At 45.8% G+C, this 17079-nt stretch carries 11 protein-coding genes; 3 read left to right on the top strand and 8 right to left on the bottom strand.

Features of this window, described 5'->3' with window-relative positions; translation table 11 throughout:
* Nucleotides 1-48 precede the first annotated feature (48 nt).
* A complete protein-coding gene (locus HGH90_RS18865) occupies nucleotides 49-2325 on the top strand; it encodes a GH92 family glycosyl hydrolase (RefSeq protein ID WP_168764814.1) in 2277 nt (758 codons plus the stop codon).
* A 62-nt stretch (nucleotides 2326-2387) separates the two neighbouring features.
* On the opposite strand, the gene HGH90_RS18860 is transcribed toward HGH90_RS18865, so the two are convergent.
* From HGH90_RS18860 to HGH90_RS18850, 3 genes are all read right to left on the bottom strand, one after another.
* On the bottom strand, nucleotides 2388-3473 hold the full coding sequence (locus HGH90_RS18860) for a family 10 glycosylhydrolase (protein WP_169191703.1): 1086 nt from the start codon (nucleotides 3471-3473) through the stop codon (nucleotides 2388-2390).
* A 5-nt stretch (nucleotides 3474-3478) separates the two neighbouring features.
* Complete coding sequence (locus HGH90_RS18855; protein WP_248277034.1) at nucleotides 3479-4600, bottom strand: carbohydrate-binding family 9-like protein; 1122 nt, start codon at nucleotides 4598-4600, stop codon at nucleotides 3479-3481.
* A 184-nt stretch (nucleotides 4601-4784) separates the two neighbouring features.
* Complete coding sequence (locus tag HGH90_RS18850) at nucleotides 4785-6827, bottom strand: M13 family metallopeptidase (protein ID WP_169191702.1); 2043 nt, start codon at nucleotides 6825-6827, stop codon at nucleotides 4785-4787.
* Nucleotides 6828-6945: 118 nt separating this feature from the next.
* Between HGH90_RS18850 and HGH90_RS18845 the strand changes: the two genes are divergently transcribed.
* On the top strand, nucleotides 6946-8163 hold the full coding sequence (locus HGH90_RS18845) for a DUF5009 domain-containing protein (RefSeq protein ID WP_169191701.1): 1218 nt from the start codon (nucleotides 6946-6948) through the stop codon (nucleotides 8161-8163).
* 224 nt (nucleotides 8164-8387) lie between these two features.
* The gene (locus tag HGH90_RS18840) at nucleotides 8388-8636 is read left to right on the top strand and encodes a hypothetical protein (RefSeq protein WP_168764810.1); all 249 of its coding nucleotides are present in this window, start codon (nucleotides 8388-8390) and stop codon (nucleotides 8634-8636) included.
* A 3-nt stretch (nucleotides 8637-8639) separates the two neighbouring features.
* Here the strand turns inward: HGH90_RS18840 and HGH90_RS18835 are convergent, their stop codons facing one another.
* Genes HGH90_RS18835 through HGH90_RS18815 form a run of 5 tightly spaced genes read right to left on the bottom strand, consistent with a single transcriptional unit; the run spans nucleotide 8640 to nucleotide 16586 of the window.
* Nucleotides 8640-10532 (bottom strand): monovalent cation:proton antiporter-2 (CPA2) family protein, encoded by a 1893-nt coding sequence (locus HGH90_RS18835; protein WP_168764809.1) that lies wholly within the window; start codon nucleotides 10530-10532, stop codon nucleotides 8640-8642.
* Between the two features lies 1 nt (nucleotide 10533).
* Nucleotides 10534-11139, bottom strand: coding sequence for an NAD(P)H-dependent oxidoreductase (locus HGH90_RS18830; protein WP_168764808.1), 606 nt, complete (start codon nucleotides 11137-11139; stop codon nucleotides 10534-10536).
* Between the two features lie 40 nt (nucleotides 11140-11179).
* A complete protein-coding gene (locus tag HGH90_RS18825) occupies nucleotides 11180-13030 on the bottom strand; it encodes a chloride channel protein (RefSeq protein WP_168764807.1) in 1851 nt (616 codons plus the stop codon).
* A 16-nt stretch (nucleotides 13031-13046) separates the two neighbouring features.
* Nucleotides 13047-13955 (bottom strand): transglutaminase domain-containing protein, encoded by a 909-nt coding sequence (locus HGH90_RS18820; RefSeq protein WP_168764806.1) that lies wholly within the window; start codon nucleotides 13953-13955, stop codon nucleotides 13047-13049.
* 33 nt (nucleotides 13956-13988) lie between these two features.
* Nucleotides 13989-16586, bottom strand: coding sequence for a hypothetical protein (locus HGH90_RS18815; protein ID WP_168764805.1), 2598 nt, complete (start codon nucleotides 16584-16586; stop codon nucleotides 13989-13991).
* Nucleotides 16587-17079: the final 493 nt, after the last annotated feature.

The following is a 17079-nucleotide window of genomic DNA, read 5'->3' as shown; positions in this document are numbered from 1 at the left end:
CTTTAACATTCTGCCGTAAATTGCCGGGATTATTAAAGGTTTTTGATTATGAAATCGGGATTCAAGATAGGTAGTGCTTTGGCGCTATCTGCTGCATTGCTTCACGGCGTACAGGCAGAGGCGCAGAAGAAAGAAACATTTGTAGAAAGCAAATCTGTTGCTTCAGTAGATCCTTATATCGGCTCGGGAGAGCATGGACACGTATTTGTAGGCGCCAGCGTACCATATGGCGCCATATCTGTAGGTCCTACCAATATCGTGAAAGGATGGGATTGGTGCTCCGGCTACCATTATTCTGACAGCGTGTTGATTGGCTTCTCCCAGCAACACCTCAGCGGAACAGGTATCGGCGACCTGGGCGATGTACTCGTAATGCCCTACACCGGCAAAGTAAGAACCAACAGGGGCACACAGGAAGACCCTACTTCCGGCTACGGCTCTCATTACTCCCATAGCCGCGAAAAAGCCCGCCCAGGCTATTATTCTGTTCAGCTGGATGACTACAACATCCTGGCGGAATTAACGGCATCAGAAAGAGTATCGCTTAACCGCTTTACCTTCCCGAAAAATCAGCCCGCTAATATCATCATCGACCTGAAAGAAGGTATTGGCTGGGACGCTCCGGTAGAAACATTTATCAAACAAGTAGATGAATATACCCTCGAAGGATACCGCTACTCTAAAGGCTGGGCAGAAGACCAACGCCTGTGGTTTGCGATTAAATCTTCTGTACCGGTAAAACAATTTCTCGTTTTTGATGGAGATATCAAACAAACCGGAAACTCGGTAAAATCAAAAGCGGCCAAGGGAGTCATCGTCTTTGATAAATCTCCCGGACAAGTAATGCTGAAAGTAGGTATCTCCCCGGTAAGCAGCGAAAATGCACTCGCCAATATCAAAGCAGAAATACCAGGATGGGACTTTGCCAAAACAGTGAATACTGCCAATGCTAAATGGGATAAGGAATTGTCGAAAGTAAATATCGAAACTAAAGATCTATCCGCCCGCCGCGTATTTTATACTGCCCTCTATCACACCATGATTGATCCGGCTTTATTCAACGATCATGATGGTAGTTACCGCGGCACCGATAAAAAAGTATATGCTAACCCAGGATTCGATAACTATTCCGTTTTCTCTCTCTGGGATATCTACCGTTCCTGCGCACCATTAAGCACCATCCTGCATCCTGAAAAGGTAAACAGCTTCGTAAACTCTATGCTCACCGTTTATAAGCAACAGGGTAAACTGCCGGTGTGGCACCTGATGGGCAATGAAACCAATTGTATGGTTGGTTATCATGCAGTACCTCCTATCGTGGATGCTTACCTCAAAGGCTTTACAGGCTTCAATGCAGAAGAGGCGTTTACAGCGATGAAAGTTACCGCCAACCGCGATGACCTGGGACTCAAATATGTAAAGGAACGGGGCTATATCCCGGCGGATAAAGAATATGAATCTGTTTCCAAAGCACTGGAGTATGCGATCGATGACTGGTGTATAGCCGCTATGGCAAAGAAGTTAGGTAAAACTGCCGACTACGAATACTTTAAAAAACGTGCCGGCTATTACAAAAACTATTTCGATAGCACCATCCGCTTTGTACGCCCGCGTATGAGCGATGGCAGTTTCAAAACACCTTACAATCCGTTTAATTCCATACACGAAAAAGGCGACTTCACCGAAGGTAACGGCTGGCAATACACCTGGCTGGTACCACAGGATGTAGAAGGCCTGATCCAACTCATGGGAGGCGACGATGCATTTACCCGCAAGCTCGACAGCCTCTTTACCGCCAAGGGCGATATGGGCGCCGAAGCCTCCAGCGATATCTCCGGTCTCATAGGCATGTATGCACATGGTAACGAACCTAGTCACCACGTAACTTATATGTATGCTTTCGCAGGTAACCAATGGAAAACAGCAGAGAAAGTAAGACAGGTAATGAAAGACTTTTATTTCGATAAGCCGGAAGGACTTGCCGGTAATGAAGACTGTGGCGCTATGTCATCCTGGTATGTCTTCTCTTCCCTGGGCTTCTACCCCGAAAATCCCGCCAGTGGCGTGTATGTACTAGGTAGCCCGCTGTTTGATAAAGCTACTTTGAAAGTAGGCGGCGGTAAAACATTTACTGTACAAACGATTAATAATAGTCCGGAAAACATCTATATCCAAAGTATTACGCTCAACGGAAAGCCTTACAGCAAAAGCTTTATTACCCACCAGGATGTAGTGAAAGGCGGCACCATGGTGATAAAAATGGGAAACAAACCTAACTATGAGTTTGGTAAACCTGCTGCAGACAGACCTAAAAATGTCTTATAAGATAACAGGAAATGAAAAGGGGCCCCGCGTTACAACGCGGGGCCCCTTTCTATATAAGAAAATTAAGCGCTTTCTCCCAGTATCCGTAATACTTCCGGTGTTACTTCCCCGAAAATAGATACACCTGCCGCTCCGTTTTGAACAGCCAGCCTCACGGCTTCTGCCAGATCGGTATAATTACCGTGAAAGTCAGGCAAATAAAGCCCTGCATATAATGGAAATGCCCCATGTAGCCCCTTCACACCTTCTGCTACTGCATCTCCTATCCACTCCACATTTTCGCGGTAAAAGCCATGATAGATCATAGGACATACGGCGTTCAACGGCCAGTTGGTCCAGTCCTGCCGCACAATACGTTTGGCAATTTCCGGCGTAGGAAATACCGCCGCCGAAATAGGTTTTTTATGTTGCCGCGCTACCGCTGCCAGGTTATTCACTACGTTGGTAATACGATCGTATCGAAACTTACGCCAGGAAGGGCTTTGGTCGGGATGCTCTATCTCCAGCGGATCTATACCCCGTTTTTCTTTATAGGCATTGCGGCATTGTTCGCAATAACAGAAATCATACTCCGGTAATTCTTTCGATTGATCAATACCATAATGGCTCCACAGGTTAACGGGCAATATCACATCGCAAAAACGTACATAGTCCAGGTGAATACCGTCTACATAACTCAGGGAGAGGATCTTTTCTACCTGGTCTTTGAGGTAATTGATTACTTCCGGTTTACTCGGACATAACCACCGGTAGTAGTCTACATAGGGTGGATGATTGGCGCAGGATTCGCCGTTACGATTTTGGGCATACCATTCCGGGTGACTGGCCAACAATTCTTTTTCGCCCCTGTTCATGGTCCACATCCAGCGGTGGGCCCTGATCCCATTGGCTTTGGCGGTTTTGAAGTGCAATTCGCTATCCGCTTCAAACATAATATCGGTAATCCCGGCTTTGCGGTAAGTAGCATACCTGGTTTGCAATACCGCGGTGGTATCTTTATGATCAGGATTAATCCATACCCGGTGTTCAACGCCTGTTTTTTCCAGGCGTGGCGAAGTTGCTGCTACGGCTGCCCGCGCGGGCAACGATGGCTTCACCAGCGCCAGTCCGCCAATACCTAATGACTTAATAAAATGACGTTTATTCATATCCGTTATTTGCTGTTGTAATAAACTTTACCTTCCTGGTCAATGTAGACGGCGCCGGTAAAATCGGTACCGGTGATGTTGGCATTGAACTGGGAAGAGGTGGCCTCCAGGCGGAGCGTATATGTTTGTCCTTTGCTGCCGCGTTGCTTTTCAGGTATTTGGAGCGCAGCCAGGTTATTGGCATAACGTCCATGGGCTTGTCGGTATTGTTGTTGCGCCCAGTATACTTTCCAGAGGTATGGCCTGGCTTCCTCGGCTGCCGGCAGCTGAAAGGCAGTATGCTCCTTTGTAGTGAATAACAGGTAACCCCATCTTTCCGGCGCATGCATATTGATAATGTTTTGAGGCGACCATACCCAGTTATTTTCTGGCTTTCTTTGTTTTACATAGGCGCCATTTTTTATATCGGTATCCCACTCTACCCTTGAAAAATTAATCCGCCATAGTGTGTTGTCGGAAGGCCGTTGAGCTTTATCGAAGAAGCTGAGGGCGCTATAAGGGATCGCCATCTCCACCGTCCATTCTTTATCTGTATCCGAAGGATTGTTGATGGTGCCATTTACATGTACAGCGGTACGTATGCCCTTGGTATCCCAGTTGAGCATAGCCAATCCCCCATTGCGGTAAGGCTTAACCATAAACAGATCCATTACCGTATTGAGAGCGTTGATCTCTATTTCATAATACTGGTGCGTTTTGCCATCCGGATCAATAAATACCTCAAAATCATTATCCTGGAAAATAATAGTATCGTGGTTTAAAAGCGTGCCCCATACGTGTGGCTCCTCTAAAGACGCAGCAATATATAAATACTGGCTATCCCACAGCATTTTTACCCGGGTACGCAGTCGTGGCGCAGGCTTAGCATCGCCTTCAATATCTTTAAAATCTTCCGACCAGGGTGCTTTCTCCCAGGCGCCTTCTGTGATATTGCCATCAATCTGTATACTGTCGGTAGTTTGATAACATACGTAATGACGGGGTACACCCGTAAACGGGCGAAAAGCGTCGGAAAAAATTTGTGCGGAACTGGCCGTTCCGGCTAGCATTAATCCCACCATACCTGCTGCCATCTTGCTGGTCAACGATCTACCTGTCTGCCTCCTGCAGCGAGTTTCATTTTTCATCTTAAACACACCGTTATAGGGCACTAATGTACGATGTGGTGTTGGTTTTTTCATAGCCAGGTCAAAAAGCTAAAAGCAAAAAGCAAAAAGCTATTGAAGCGATAGATGCGAGTATTTAAACATTCGCTAATATCATCCGCTTCAATAGCTTTTTGCTTTATGTCTTCTGCTTTATGTGCTATACCTACCAGATTTTTACCCTGGTACTATCTGCTCTATACATGCCGTTTCCGGGCTGCAGGTCATATACCTCGTAAAACGCGTCTACATCGCTGAATGGGCCGTTCACCCTGAATTTAGCCGGTGAATGTACATCTGTCAGCACCTGCCTGGCCAGCGATTCTTTCTTGGTATGGCTCAACCAGCCCAGGGCATATCCCATGAAATAGCGCTGTGCAGGCGTGTAGCCGGCAATCTTTTCATTTTTCTTGTATTGTCCGGTCGTTTTAAATGCTTCCCATCCCAGTAAGATACCACCCAGGTCTGCGATATTTTCACCCAGGGTAGCTTTCCCATTAATATGTAAGCTGTCTACTACAACATAGCCGTTAAACTGTCTTACCATCACATCGGCGCGGTCATTGAATTTTTTGATGTCCTCTTTGGTCCACCAGTTTTTCAGGTTACCGGCTGCATCAAATTGGCGGCCTTCGTCATCGAAGCCATGGGTAATTTCGTGTCCAATGGTAGAAGCTCCGGCATAGCCATATACAACGGCATCGTCCAGCTCTTCATCGCGCTTACTGGGAACGGTGAAGATGCCTGCCGGTAATACGATTTCATTATTGCTGGGGTTGTAATAGGCATTATAGGTTTGTGGCGTCATATCCCATTCGCTGCGGTCTACCGGTTTACCCAGTTTATTAATCTCATAATTTTGCCACCATTGTTTGGCTGCTACTACGTTCTGGTAATAAGATTGATCCTTGATATCCATAGCGGAAAAGTCTTTCCACTTGTCAGGATAGCCTACTTTCTTGCTGATTTTGGAGAGCTTGTATAATGCTTTTTGTTTAGTGCTGTCGCTCATCCAGTCAAGGTGTTCAATCCTGTTTTTCAATGCAGTACGGATCTCTTCCACCAGGTTTTCATATCTTTTTTTAGCAGTAGCATTGAAGAATTCTTTTACAAACAATTGTCCGAGCGCTTCGCCCATGGCGCCTTCCTCAGCGTCTAATACCCTTTTCCAGCGGGGTTTTTGTTGGTCTTGTCCCCTGAGAAGTTTACCATAAAAAGCAAATTGGGTATTAGCAATGGTATCGCTCAATTGCGGCGCCGCATTGGCAATCACTATCCATTTCAGGTAATTCTTCCAGGTGTCGAGTGGTTGTGATTTGATGGCGCCACTTAAGGCAGTATAAAATTCTGGCTGACCAACAATTACGGTGTCTGCAAATTTGCTGATACCTTGTTGTTTGATAAAACCTGTCCAGTCTATGTTCCCGGCAATTTTATTCAATTGGGTTACTGGCATTTTATGATAGTTGGCTTCCGGGTCACGCAGGGCTTCCAGCTTGCGGCTGGATTTTGCCAGCAGGGTTTCCAGTTGTACAATGCCAGCCGCAGCTTTCTGCGCAGTAGTGGTATCCATGCCGGTAAATGCCAGCATTTTGGCCACATGGCCGGGATAGGCTTGTCTTATTTTAGTAGTACGATCGTCGGTATTAAAATAGTAATCACGGTTCGGTAATCCGAGGCCGCCCTGCCCCAGCTGCACCATAATGGCATCGCTGTTTTTCGCATCCTGCCCTATGTAAATATCACAGGTGCCACCTGCGGTTACGTTCAGTTGAGAGGCCAGCTGTGCCAGTTGTTGTACGTTGGTTATAGCATCAATCTCTTTTAAAGTACCGGCTATAGGCGTAATACCTGCTGCATTGATGCGTGCGGAATCCATACCGCTTTTCCAGAAGGCAGCAATTTTTTTAGAGATGGGATCGGATGGGTTTTCTGCTGCTTTTTCATTGATGATACGCAGGCGTTTATATAATTCTTCCTGTACCAGGTTGCCAATGCCCCAGGAGCTGTATTCTGCGGGAATCGGGTTACGTTTAATCCAGCCTCCGTTCACATAATCAAAAAAGTCGTCTTTGGGATTTACAGTAGTATCTACGTTGGCGGCTACTGCATCGGGGGTGGCGTTTACCTGCTTGTTGGTGTTGGATGGCCCCTGGTTACAGGCTACACAAAAAGCCACGCCGACGCCGGCGAGAAAGAGTTGCTTCATAAGTTGTTTGAGATTTTGTTAGCGGGGGAAAGGTAATTATTTTTTGCCACCTCCAATATTAGAAAGGATAAGAGGAGATCTTGATAAATAAGAATGAAACACAATTTATTATTGTATTTTGTTATTACTTCAACCCTTATTCGTTACCCGTATGATCAACAACCTGAAATCCGGTCGTATTTTATCTATCGATGCATTCCGCGGAATTACTATCCTGATCATGATTTTCGTGAATAGTGTAGCCGGCGTACAGGGCATTCCCGCCTGGATGCAGCATGCACATGCTACGGAAGACCGGATGACATTTGTAGATGTGGTATTCCCTGCATTTCTCTTTATTGTCGGCATGTCTATCCCGTTTGCTATTAATAGCAGGTTGGCTAAGGGAGATAGTTTTTGGAAGTTGCAACAACACATCGGTTGGCGTACCGTGGGACTCTGGGTACTGGGTATTTTCATGGTAAATACAGAAGAGCTGAATGCCGCGGCTACCGGCATGAGCGTAGCATTATGGTCGTTGCTGTTTTATGGTTGTGCTGTCCTGGTGTGGAACGTTTATACGTTTAAACAGTCCTGGATAAGCTGGTGCTTTAAAGGAGCCGGTATGGCAGGGCTGATTATATTGGGCATCATTTATCGTGGCGGCGATGGCAGCGAGCGACTGGCGCCGCAATGGTGGGGCATCCTGGGATTGATCGGCTGGGCTTACCTATACGCCTGTATTTTTTACCAATGGTTTAAAGGCAATGCCAACGCTATTATGCTCATGATAGCCGTTTGCATTGGCTATTATATTTTATGTAAGCAGCCCTTTATGCACAAAGGAGAGTGGAGCTGGATTGCTTCCCAGAGCCGGAACGCGGCGCATGCGTCTATTGTTTTGTCTGGCATGTTGCTCACCTTATTTTATTTTGATCAGGATCTCGACTTGAAAGGACGCAGGCTTTTTTCAAAAGTATGCGGCTTTTTTGTGCTATTAATGATGGGCGCCCTGCTGTTAAGGCCTACGTACCAAATTTCTAAAATACGCGCTACGCCTTCCTGGTGCTTATATAGCGCGGCTATTTGTGTGGCGATATTTTCCCTGCTATATATACTGATAGATGTAAACAAGGTCAGTAAGTGGACTGCCTTCTTCCGCCCGGCAGGATCCAATCCGCTGCTTACCTATATATTGCCCGATATCGTTTATTTCGGTATGATACTGGCCGGCGTGAGCCTGCCCGCAGTATTGAATCAAGGGGTGCCAGGCATCCTATGGTGCGGCATCTTCTCTGTATTGATGTTATTACTGGTAAAAGGATTAAATAAGTTGGGTATTCGTTTACAGTTGTAACAAAGGGATTTTAGCTATCTTAGCGCAGTACGCCATCACAAACGACTGGATATGGTTTAAGGTCTTCCATACACTCGGTTTTATTGGTTACATATTGATCATCAGTGGCCTTGCTTCCTTCTCCCTGTGGGCTATTCACCAGCTTTCCCGTGAAGAAAAAAAAACGGATCAGGCGGTACTATCACCAGGATGAATAGGCAAGCGCGCTGCATAACGATAACTGTATGTCAGACATTTTCACACTTAAATTTGAATACAAAGGTCACCCACATATCGTAGAGGTTACAACAGCGCATCAGCAATTCAAAACGGTATATAAGGTGGTGATCCAGGAACATGAAATCACCTTTGAACCCGATGAAGAAGGTTATGTAAGAGCCGTGTCGAGTACACCCATGCACGATCACTTACATTCGCTGGATGTTGGGCTGTTGCACCATGTAGCCGAATTAATCATTCAGCATATCCGGTAAGTATTATTCTATTTCTCTTTTCTCGCCCCTGATTTCGTCGCGCAGTGATTCAGGATCCCAGCCCTGGCCTTCATCCAGCCAGGTTTTTACGCGATCGGATGAAATGAGCTTTTCCATTTCTTCAATGCGCTCTTTCATGGAAATGATATATTGTTTTTTATCGTCGCGGAGGGCTGATAAGCCTTTCAGCGTACGTTCATCTTGCCGGAAAAAGGTACGGGCGGCCCGCTCGCTTTTATAGGCGCGGTTGCCCAGCATGCGCAAGGCATCTACTCCTACCCGTAACGATGTGTCTATGGTTTCCCGGTAAATATGTAATACACCCAGGTCCATAAGCTCGAAGGTATCTTCGTTATTTTCTGCCCGTACCAATAGCTGCAGGTGCGGAAAATAGCGCTGCGCCATCTTCACAATTTCCAGCGTTTGCTCCGGATGGTCGGTGGCAATGATCAGTATTTTAGCATCGGCCGCACCTGCGGCGGCCAACAAATCATACCGCGAAGCATCTCCATAATATACTTTAATACCCAGGTTGTGCAGGGCATCTACCCGGTCGGAATCCAGGTCCAGGATAGTGGCGTTAATACCGTTGGCCCGAAGGAAACGCCCTGTCATACTGCCAAAGCGGCCAAATCCTGCAATAATCACCGGGTGTTTTTCGGTAATTTCATCGGCTTCCCGCTCCGCTTTCACTTCCGAACGGGTAAAATATGGCTGTATCACTTTTTCATACAACAGCATAATCAGCGGCGTCAACGCCATACTAATAGCCACCACGGCCGTCATCATGGCGGTCATTTCACCACTTAGCAGCTGCGTTTGACTGGTAAAGGACAACAGCACAAAGGCAAATTCTCCAATATCCGCCAGGGCAAAGGCAAACAGCAGGTTCTGGTCTATGTTCAGCTTAAATATCTTACCCAATATAAACAGTATAATGCCTTTGACTGCCATGATACCCACTACCAGCCCCATTATTAGCCAGGGCTGTTCCAATATCAGCTTGAAGTCGATAGAAGCGCCCACCGCAATAAAGAATAAACCCAACAACAATCCTTTGAATGGTTCAATATCACTTTCCAACTCATGGCGGTACTCACTGTTCGCCAGCACTACCCCGCCTAAGAAGGCCCCCAGCGCGGAACTCAGGCCCACCAGGTTCATTAGTACGGCAATGGCTACCACCATTAGCAAGGCGGTGGCGGTAAATAGTTCCCTCACCCGTGTACGGGCGATCACCCGCATAATGGGCCGTACCAGGTACCTGCCGGCAATAATAATGATAGCAACGGCTCCAAGTACCACCAGTGTTTGTCCCCAGCCGGGTAGGTTATCCCGGAGAGAAGGAGTATGCGAAGTCGCCTCTGTGGCCACACTTCCCGCCAATAGCGGAAATATGGCCAGCATAGGGATCACCGCGATATCCTGGAATAATAATACAGAAAACGCACTTTGTCCTGCAGCGGTACCCATCCACCCTTTTTCATTCAGGGTCTGTAATACAATGGCGGTTGATGAAAGCGACAATATCATGCCCAGGGCCAGCGAGCTATTCACCGGTTGCCCCAGCAGTAATGCAATACCAGCAAGGGCAGCGGCGCTCAGTACTACCTGCAGCCCTCCCAGCCCAAGTATGGAGGCCCGCAGCCGCCATAGCAATGCAGGCTCGAGTTCTATACCGATCAGGAACAGCATCATCACCACGCCAAATTCCGCAAAGTGCATGATGTCTTCTCCTTCCGTACCTATAAAACCCAATACCGAAGGGCCTATAATAATACCAGCTAGCAGATAGCCCAATACGGCACCCAATCCCAATTTCTTAGCCAGAGGTACAAATACAATCGCTGCGGCCAGGTATACCATCGCCTGGAATAGTAATGAATGTTGATCCATATTATTGGGTTTGAGCGGGAAGTTGAAGTAATTGCGACAAGTTGCTGAACCCTGTGATGGCACTCAGGTCAAACTCCGGACGCCGTAAGCGTTCCAGCACTTGTACCAGTTTTTGCGTTTCCTCTTTTATATCGGAAATATCTTCTCTGTGTACGCCATAAATTATATAAGGTGCGGCGTAGTGCATATTACAGAGTTTCGCCGTTTGTATAAACGGCAACAGGAAGTCATGTATCGTATGGCCATGATGTCCGTCAGGCTGATAGGCATTCTCTGATCCGCCGGCACTGATAATATTACTGAAGTACTTTCCCTGCAAGGCTTTCCCGGTATGGCCATATGCCCACCCATGTTCCAGCACCAGGTCTATCCACTGCTTTACAATGGCCGGCGCACTATACCAGTAAAAGGGATGCTGCATGAATATAATATCGTGTTGCTCCAGTAAGGTCTGCTCCCGCGCTACATTAATATCAAGATCGGGATATTGCTCGTACAGATCGTTGATAGTAATGCCCGGTATGGTTTTAATGGCACGCAGCAGCTGGGCATGCACCCTCGACTTCTCCAGGGCAGGATGTGCAAAATTGATCAGTACTCTGGCCATTTTTTCTCATTATAATTATAAAAATAGCCAACAAATATGGCTATCCTTCGGAATATTCCTGTAACAGCGACCGGTATTTATTGAGGATACTGGATTTGGAGATAAAACCAACCAGCTGTTTATCCTGTACTACCGGCAGATTCCAGGCTTGCACCTCGTCAAATTTCTTGATCACCAGGTTGATGTTATCTTTCAGGTATACTTCCGCCGGGGGAGCCTTCATCAGTTTTTTCACCATCACCTTATCATATAACTCCGGGTTAAACATGATGGGGCGTATATCGTCGAGGGTAATAATACCTTCAAACCGGTTTTGATCATTTACTACCGCAATAATGTTCCGGTTTCCTTCTTTTATCAATTCAATTAATTCCCGTAAAGTAGCGCCAATATTGATTTGCTGTACATCTTTTTCAATCAGGTCATCCATTTTCAGTAGCAGCAAAATATTGTTGTCGTGGGCCCGGGTAAATATTTTGCCTTCTTTCGCCAGTTGTTTCAACTCCGGGGAAAGTGGCGAAAACCATTTAGCCATCAGGTAAGAAATGGTGGAAACAATCATCAATGGAATAAAAAGATCATACCCAGAGCTGGATTCAGCTATCAGGAAGATGGCAGTTAGCGGGGCATACATCACGCCGGCCATTACCCCCCCCATGCCTACAATCACCAGGTTAGTGACTGGAATATCGGTGATCCCCATTTGCTGGCAAACCATCGCGAAGAAAAAGCCCAGGAAGCCACCCGCGAATAAGGAGGGCGCAAAATTACCGCCATTCCCGCCGCTTTGGATGGTTACAGAGGCGGCCAGTGCTTTCAATAAACAAACGCTCCCTGTAAACACTACAATCATCCAGCTTTGGATAGGAAGGTAACGGAAAAAACTATTTTGCAGAATGGTTTCTCCATTGCCGGAAGCCAGGGATTTCACGCTGGTATAGCCCTCGCCAAACAGCGGCGGCATTGCTACGCAGAGCGCCGATATCACTACTCCTCCCAGGATGGCCCTTTGAAGTGCCGTCCACTTCAACCTATGGAAAAAGTGTTCTATCTTCTGTGAAATCACCACATAGTAACGGGCGTAAAAACCGCTCAATAACCCCAGCGCCAGGTAAAAAGGTACATTATGGTAGTTAAAAGCTACCCGTGACTCAAAATGAAACAGGGCTTCCTCTTGTAAAATAATTTTAGATAACAAACTACCGCATACGGCCGCTACAACCAGCGGCATGAAGTCTGAGAAAACCACCCCCGTGAGCAGAATTTCAAAAGCAAACATCATCCCCGCAATGGGCGCGTTAAAGGCAGCAGCAATCCCGGCGGTAGCGCCGGCGGCCAGCAACAACGTACGTTCTTTATAGCCCAGGTGGTAAGTACGGGCATAATTGGAGCCGAGGGCAGCGCCGGTAACGGCTATCGGGCTTTCTAACCCTGCAGATCCCCCCAGCCCCACCGTAATCGCGCTCTGTACAATCTGCGAGTACATTTTGACTGGCGGAATAAAACTGGAATTTTGGGCTATCTCGTGTAAAATAGCCGGAATCCCTTTCCTGGACTCGCCTTTAAAAAACCAGATGACCATGAGCGTGGTCAGTACAATCCCCAGGAAGGGAAATACCACATAAAAGATTACCTGCGTGCTGAAATGCACTTTATCGGTAATAATATAATGAATGTAATGGACCAGGCTTTTTAAGATAACCCCAGCCAAACCGGCTGTGCAGCCTACTAATATACCCGACAACAAGAGGAACTGGCTGCGGTTCATCCGGGCATGAAGCCAATAGAGCACCAGTTGGTAGCTTTTCACACTTTTAAGACCGTATTGCTCAAAATCTTTTTTAAAGCGAAAGAAACTATGGTATTTCCGGAGGTGGTTAAATTGGCTCATGCCGCAAATTTAACGATCAGAGTTCAATCAGTGCATAAACTTTATCGTTCATATAAGGACCGCCAGGGTGTCGGGCAGTATAGTCGAGGTTGATCCAATACTCCCCTTTCAGCTCATGGTAGTAGATTTCCTTTACGGCTGGCTTCGGGAAAAGCGTGATGATAGCCTGTTTAGTGATTTCAAAATCATTTTTATCGCCACAATACAATTCCGGGTAGGCATGACCTTTCACCAGTACAATACGGCAGCGGGCGCCTATCGACTGCAGGCAGGACATCATTAAGATAGAATGATCATCACAATCGCCCCCAAGACCATTTTGTATGGTTTCCTGCGGAGTGGCAAAATATTCATCTCTTCGGGAATCGAGTACATACTTAAAATGGCCGTTGATATACCGGAATAGCGACAGGAATCGGGTAATTTTTCCATATTTGTAAAAATATTCGTCGTAATAATCCAGAGAATGTTTTACAGAGAAGTTGCGGACAACGGAATCCTGTGAGTTAATTTTTTCCCGCATGCCTCTCACGGTTTTGTCGCGGTAGCTTTCTACTCTCCTGGGATAAAGGCTGAGTATGTCCAGTTGTTTGCTGTCCTTTGCACGGAGATTGCCCTGCACCATTCCTTTGTAATCATTTAAAACATTGGAAAAGGTATACCGGTCAGTAAACTTGTTGATCAACAGTACTCCTGTCATTAATAATACAACCGGAAGAATGAGTGGGCGGAATATCCAGCGGAGGAGATATACTATTAAAAAGCTCACCACCACAGCTGCCAATAGGTCTATATGCCAGCCATTGGCCACCAGTGGTGGTGTGAAACGGTTTATGTAAGGAGCCAGTAACAGTAAGGTCAACAGACTCAATAAGTTGAACCCTATTTTTTGTGCACTGGTATATTTGCTTTCGTCAATAGCCATTATGCTACGCAATAAAGCAAAATTATGCCATAATCACCTCGCAAAATTTGAAACAGCCTGTTTAAAAGAGGTGCTTTTCCGGATGAGTTCTATTTGTTGCACCGTATCATTTTTTTGCTTCTCCATCTGCAGTTGCTGATAGATTTTATTGAGCAGGCCAAAGTTCATCAGGGCGAGCACTTTAAAATCGAGCTTTTGTGCATTCTCTACCGCCATTTCTGCAGTACGGATAGCTTTGTTGAATTCGTGTTCGTGAAAGTATATACCGGCGTACAGCAGTTTTTGAACAGACTCCATATATTTACCGCCAAAATAATCGGATGAATATTTTTTAATCACCTGGTCGGTATGGCGGCAAATCCGGGCCGCAGATGCAGTGTCTCCTAATCCCAGGTAGGCCTGGGCCTGCCAGCAGAGCAGCGTCAAACGCAGTGAATCTGTTTTTCGGTGTTGCAGGGAGGGATAGGTTTCAAATATCCGGGTGGTAAAGCTCAGGAGGTGCTCATGGTCATTCAGCAAGGTAAATACGATGCCCATGTTCCGGAACACCACCTCCTGTGGTTCTGTGATCGGTTTTTTACCACCGCCTGTCCAGTAACGGAAATAATTGTAGATTTTTTCTCTAATATCTTCGTTTATGATGCCAAACTTGAGGAATTCGTAAATGAACAGCTGGATTTCATAGGGAGTTACCCACAGCTCATCTTCAAATTCATCGGGGGCATATATTTTTTTAATATTATTCAGTTCAATTTCACATTGTTCTGCGTCGAGCTGGAGCAATGCCATGGTAAACAGTTTACTCCTGATCTTGAGTTTATCCTCCCGGGCTTCTGCCAATCCCAATAAGGCGGTAAGGACTTTACGTTTCCTGAAATGAATAAATTCATCATTAATAAACGGACCTATCGGATTCTTCTTGAAGAAGCCTGCCGGGAAGATGGATTTGAGTTCACCTTGGTTATTGCCATCGTGCTGGTAGTGAAGTACGAGGTATTCGAGCAGATGGGATTTTTCTATGTTGGATAATGGTAAATGCAGCATTTTGATGATGCCGTCTATCTGGGCATGGTTGATAGCATACCGGAGCAGCCATCTGAATACGCCGATACGATAGGGCGACTGTGGTAAGTGGCCCAGTATAGCCATGAGCAGCTGTTCATTAATTTCCTGGCCATTTTCTTTCAGGTAATGCATGGCTACGAAATATTCCAGCAACATGGTATGGGCAAAGCGCACTTTTACATTGAACATGATCTCCTGGCTTAGGTTCTCTTCTACCAATATATTATCAGCCAGCAATTCTTTGTAGGCAGGAAACAGATCGGCATTCTGGGCCAGCAACAGGTTTTTGTCTGTATAGATGCCCGTTCTGCCAAGATCCAGCAGCGTCAGTAATTTTTCAATGATTTTTATTTTGAACGAATTGCTTTGAGAATTGAATACACGATTTTGAATAAACCGGGAAACAATTTCAAATAAACTGAGGTGTTCATCTACAAACGTCTGATCGGGACCGCTATTCAGCTGGCAGAACAGCTGCAGGTAATAGGGGTACCGCAGTTTTTGCAGGAAGCTTTCAGAAAAGAGCCGCACAGTAGCCGGGTCGAATTGGTGGTTATAAAGGATAGACTTCACCTCCTGTTCAGACAATTGCGGCATATTAATATTGGTTTCCTCATCCATTTCGGCGCCGAGGTACCAATAGCGGCGGAAAGCGGGGTATTGCTGCGAGTGCTGAAATATTTCTGCCCAGGTGCTGCTGCGAATGGAGAGGATCACTTTTACCCAGGGATATAAATCATTGGAATAAACGAAATCTTCCAGTTTGGAGTATAGCAGGCGGAGTTTTTCACCAGCTACGGCAATTTCATCAAAACCGTCTATTATTAATATAAGGCGTCCACCTTTTTTATCGAAGTGGCTGGCGAAGTATTCGCGGAAGTTTTCGCCATTACCGAGGTTCATCTGGTTGTCGAGCCAGGTAGATAGTGAAAATCCCTTCAGGAGGAGGCTTCCAGCTGCGTGTGCGTGGATAAACCAGCAAACGTCCTGTTTATAGCGGGCTTCTTTTCCGAACCAGCAATGTTCTGCCAGGTGTACGAGTGCGAGTGATTTTCCCCAACCGGAAGGCGCAATCAATGCGGTGGCAGCATAGTCGCTTTCCAGGAATTTCTCTATATGTGCGTTGCAGAAGGGTCTGTGCACAGTATAAGGAAATGCAATTCCAGAGCGGTTCTTAAGGGTGAGCATGGTGTAATGGGAAACCGCATCTGCCTTATTTTTAAGGTCAGACCATTTGCCACTGTCCAATGCCGCAGCCGAGCCGGATGTGCCGGAGGACTTTGAAGTAGTATTTAATTTTCTATAGTGATGTTGCTGAAAATCTTCCCAGTCTTTATACTGACAATATTGCGAAAGCGTGTTCAGCGTATATCTGGAGAAGCTGTGTTGAGCAACAGCAAATCCGAATACCCTTTTGAGCGTAGTTTCGCTCACCAGTTTCGTAGTGTCATCCAATATGGACTGAGAGAGATGTTTGCAATCTCCTGGTAGCATGACTTCAACACCGAACCTGCGTAATACTTCATTCTGCAGGGTAATGATGAAGTCATAGGATAGATCAATCATAGGGGACAATAAAATGGATTTTCGAATTGTCGGTACATGTTTAAGTACGTATGCTATTTGCGTTTAGATTTTGGAAAACTCGAATGAACAAAATGAACAGCAAATATTAGTGTGAATTATATATATTGATTTTTGTAATAAAATATTTATATGCTATGATTAATATATGAATATCATATGTTAATATGGTTGCCCCGGTATAATCATGCTATCAGCCCTTCCTATATATAATATTTTTTTATTCTGCGAAATAATTAAATAATTCGAATTTTTTTTGAGAAAACTTGATTTCCCATGCTCCAAGCACCATTTAGCGTTATGAAGCATAAAATCGGTTTAGTTCAAATGAACAAAATGAATAAGATTTTTTGATCTTGAACAAACTGAACCAAATCGCCGGAATGAACAAAAAGAGCCTTCGGTATACCACCCCTTCAGTATACATTCGTAGCGTTTTTGTAACAATACCTTAACAAATCCCGCAAGGAGGTAT

The sequence above is a fragment of the Chitinophaga sp. Ak27 genome (assembly GCF_012726295.1).
Classification (GTDB): domain Bacteria; phylum Bacteroidota; class Bacteroidia; order Chitinophagales; family Chitinophagaceae; genus Chitinophaga.
The sequence above is the reverse complement of the archived record's forward strand: the minus strand, read 5'-3'. Positions and strand labels throughout refer to the sequence as shown.

Bases quoted from the DNA above. Each gene is read 5' to 3' on its own strand.
- HGH90_RS18825 (WP_168764807.1), bottom strand. From the start codon at position 13,030: ATGAGCCAATTTAACCACCTCCGGAAATACCATAGTTTCTTTCGCTTT.
- HGH90_RS18830 (WP_168764808.1), bottom strand. From the start codon at position 11,139: ATGGCCAGAGTACTGATCAATTTTGCACATCCTGCCCTGGAGAAGTCG.
- HGH90_RS18820 (WP_168764806.1), bottom strand. From the start codon at position 13,955: ATGGCTATTGACGAAAGCAAATATACCAGTGCACAAAAAATAGGGTTC.
- HGH90_RS18860 (WP_169191703.1), bottom strand. From the start codon at position 3,473: ATGAATAAACGTCATTTTATTAAGTCATTAGGTATTGGCGGACTGGCG.
- HGH90_RS18855 (WP_248277034.1), bottom strand. From the start codon at position 4,600: ATGAAAAATGAAACTCGCTGCAGGAGGCAGACAGGTAGATCGTTGACC.
- HGH90_RS18865 (WP_168764814.1), top strand. From the start codon at position 49: ATGAAATCGGGATTCAAGATAGGTAGTGCTTTGGCGCTATCTGCTGCA.
- HGH90_RS18815 (WP_168764805.1), bottom strand. From the start codon at position 16,586: ATGATTGATCTATCCTATGACTTCATCATTACCCTGCAGAATGAAGTA.
- HGH90_RS18850 (WP_169191702.1), bottom strand. From the start codon at position 6,827: ATGAAGCAACTCTTTCTCGCCGGCGTCGGCGTGGCTTTTTGTGTAGCC.
- HGH90_RS18835 (WP_168764809.1), bottom strand. From the start codon at position 10,532: ATGGATCAACATTCATTACTATTCCAGGCGATGGTATACCTGGCCGCA.
- HGH90_RS18840 (WP_168764810.1), top strand. From the start codon at position 8,388: ATGTCAGACATTTTCACACTTAAATTTGAATACAAAGGTCACCCACAT.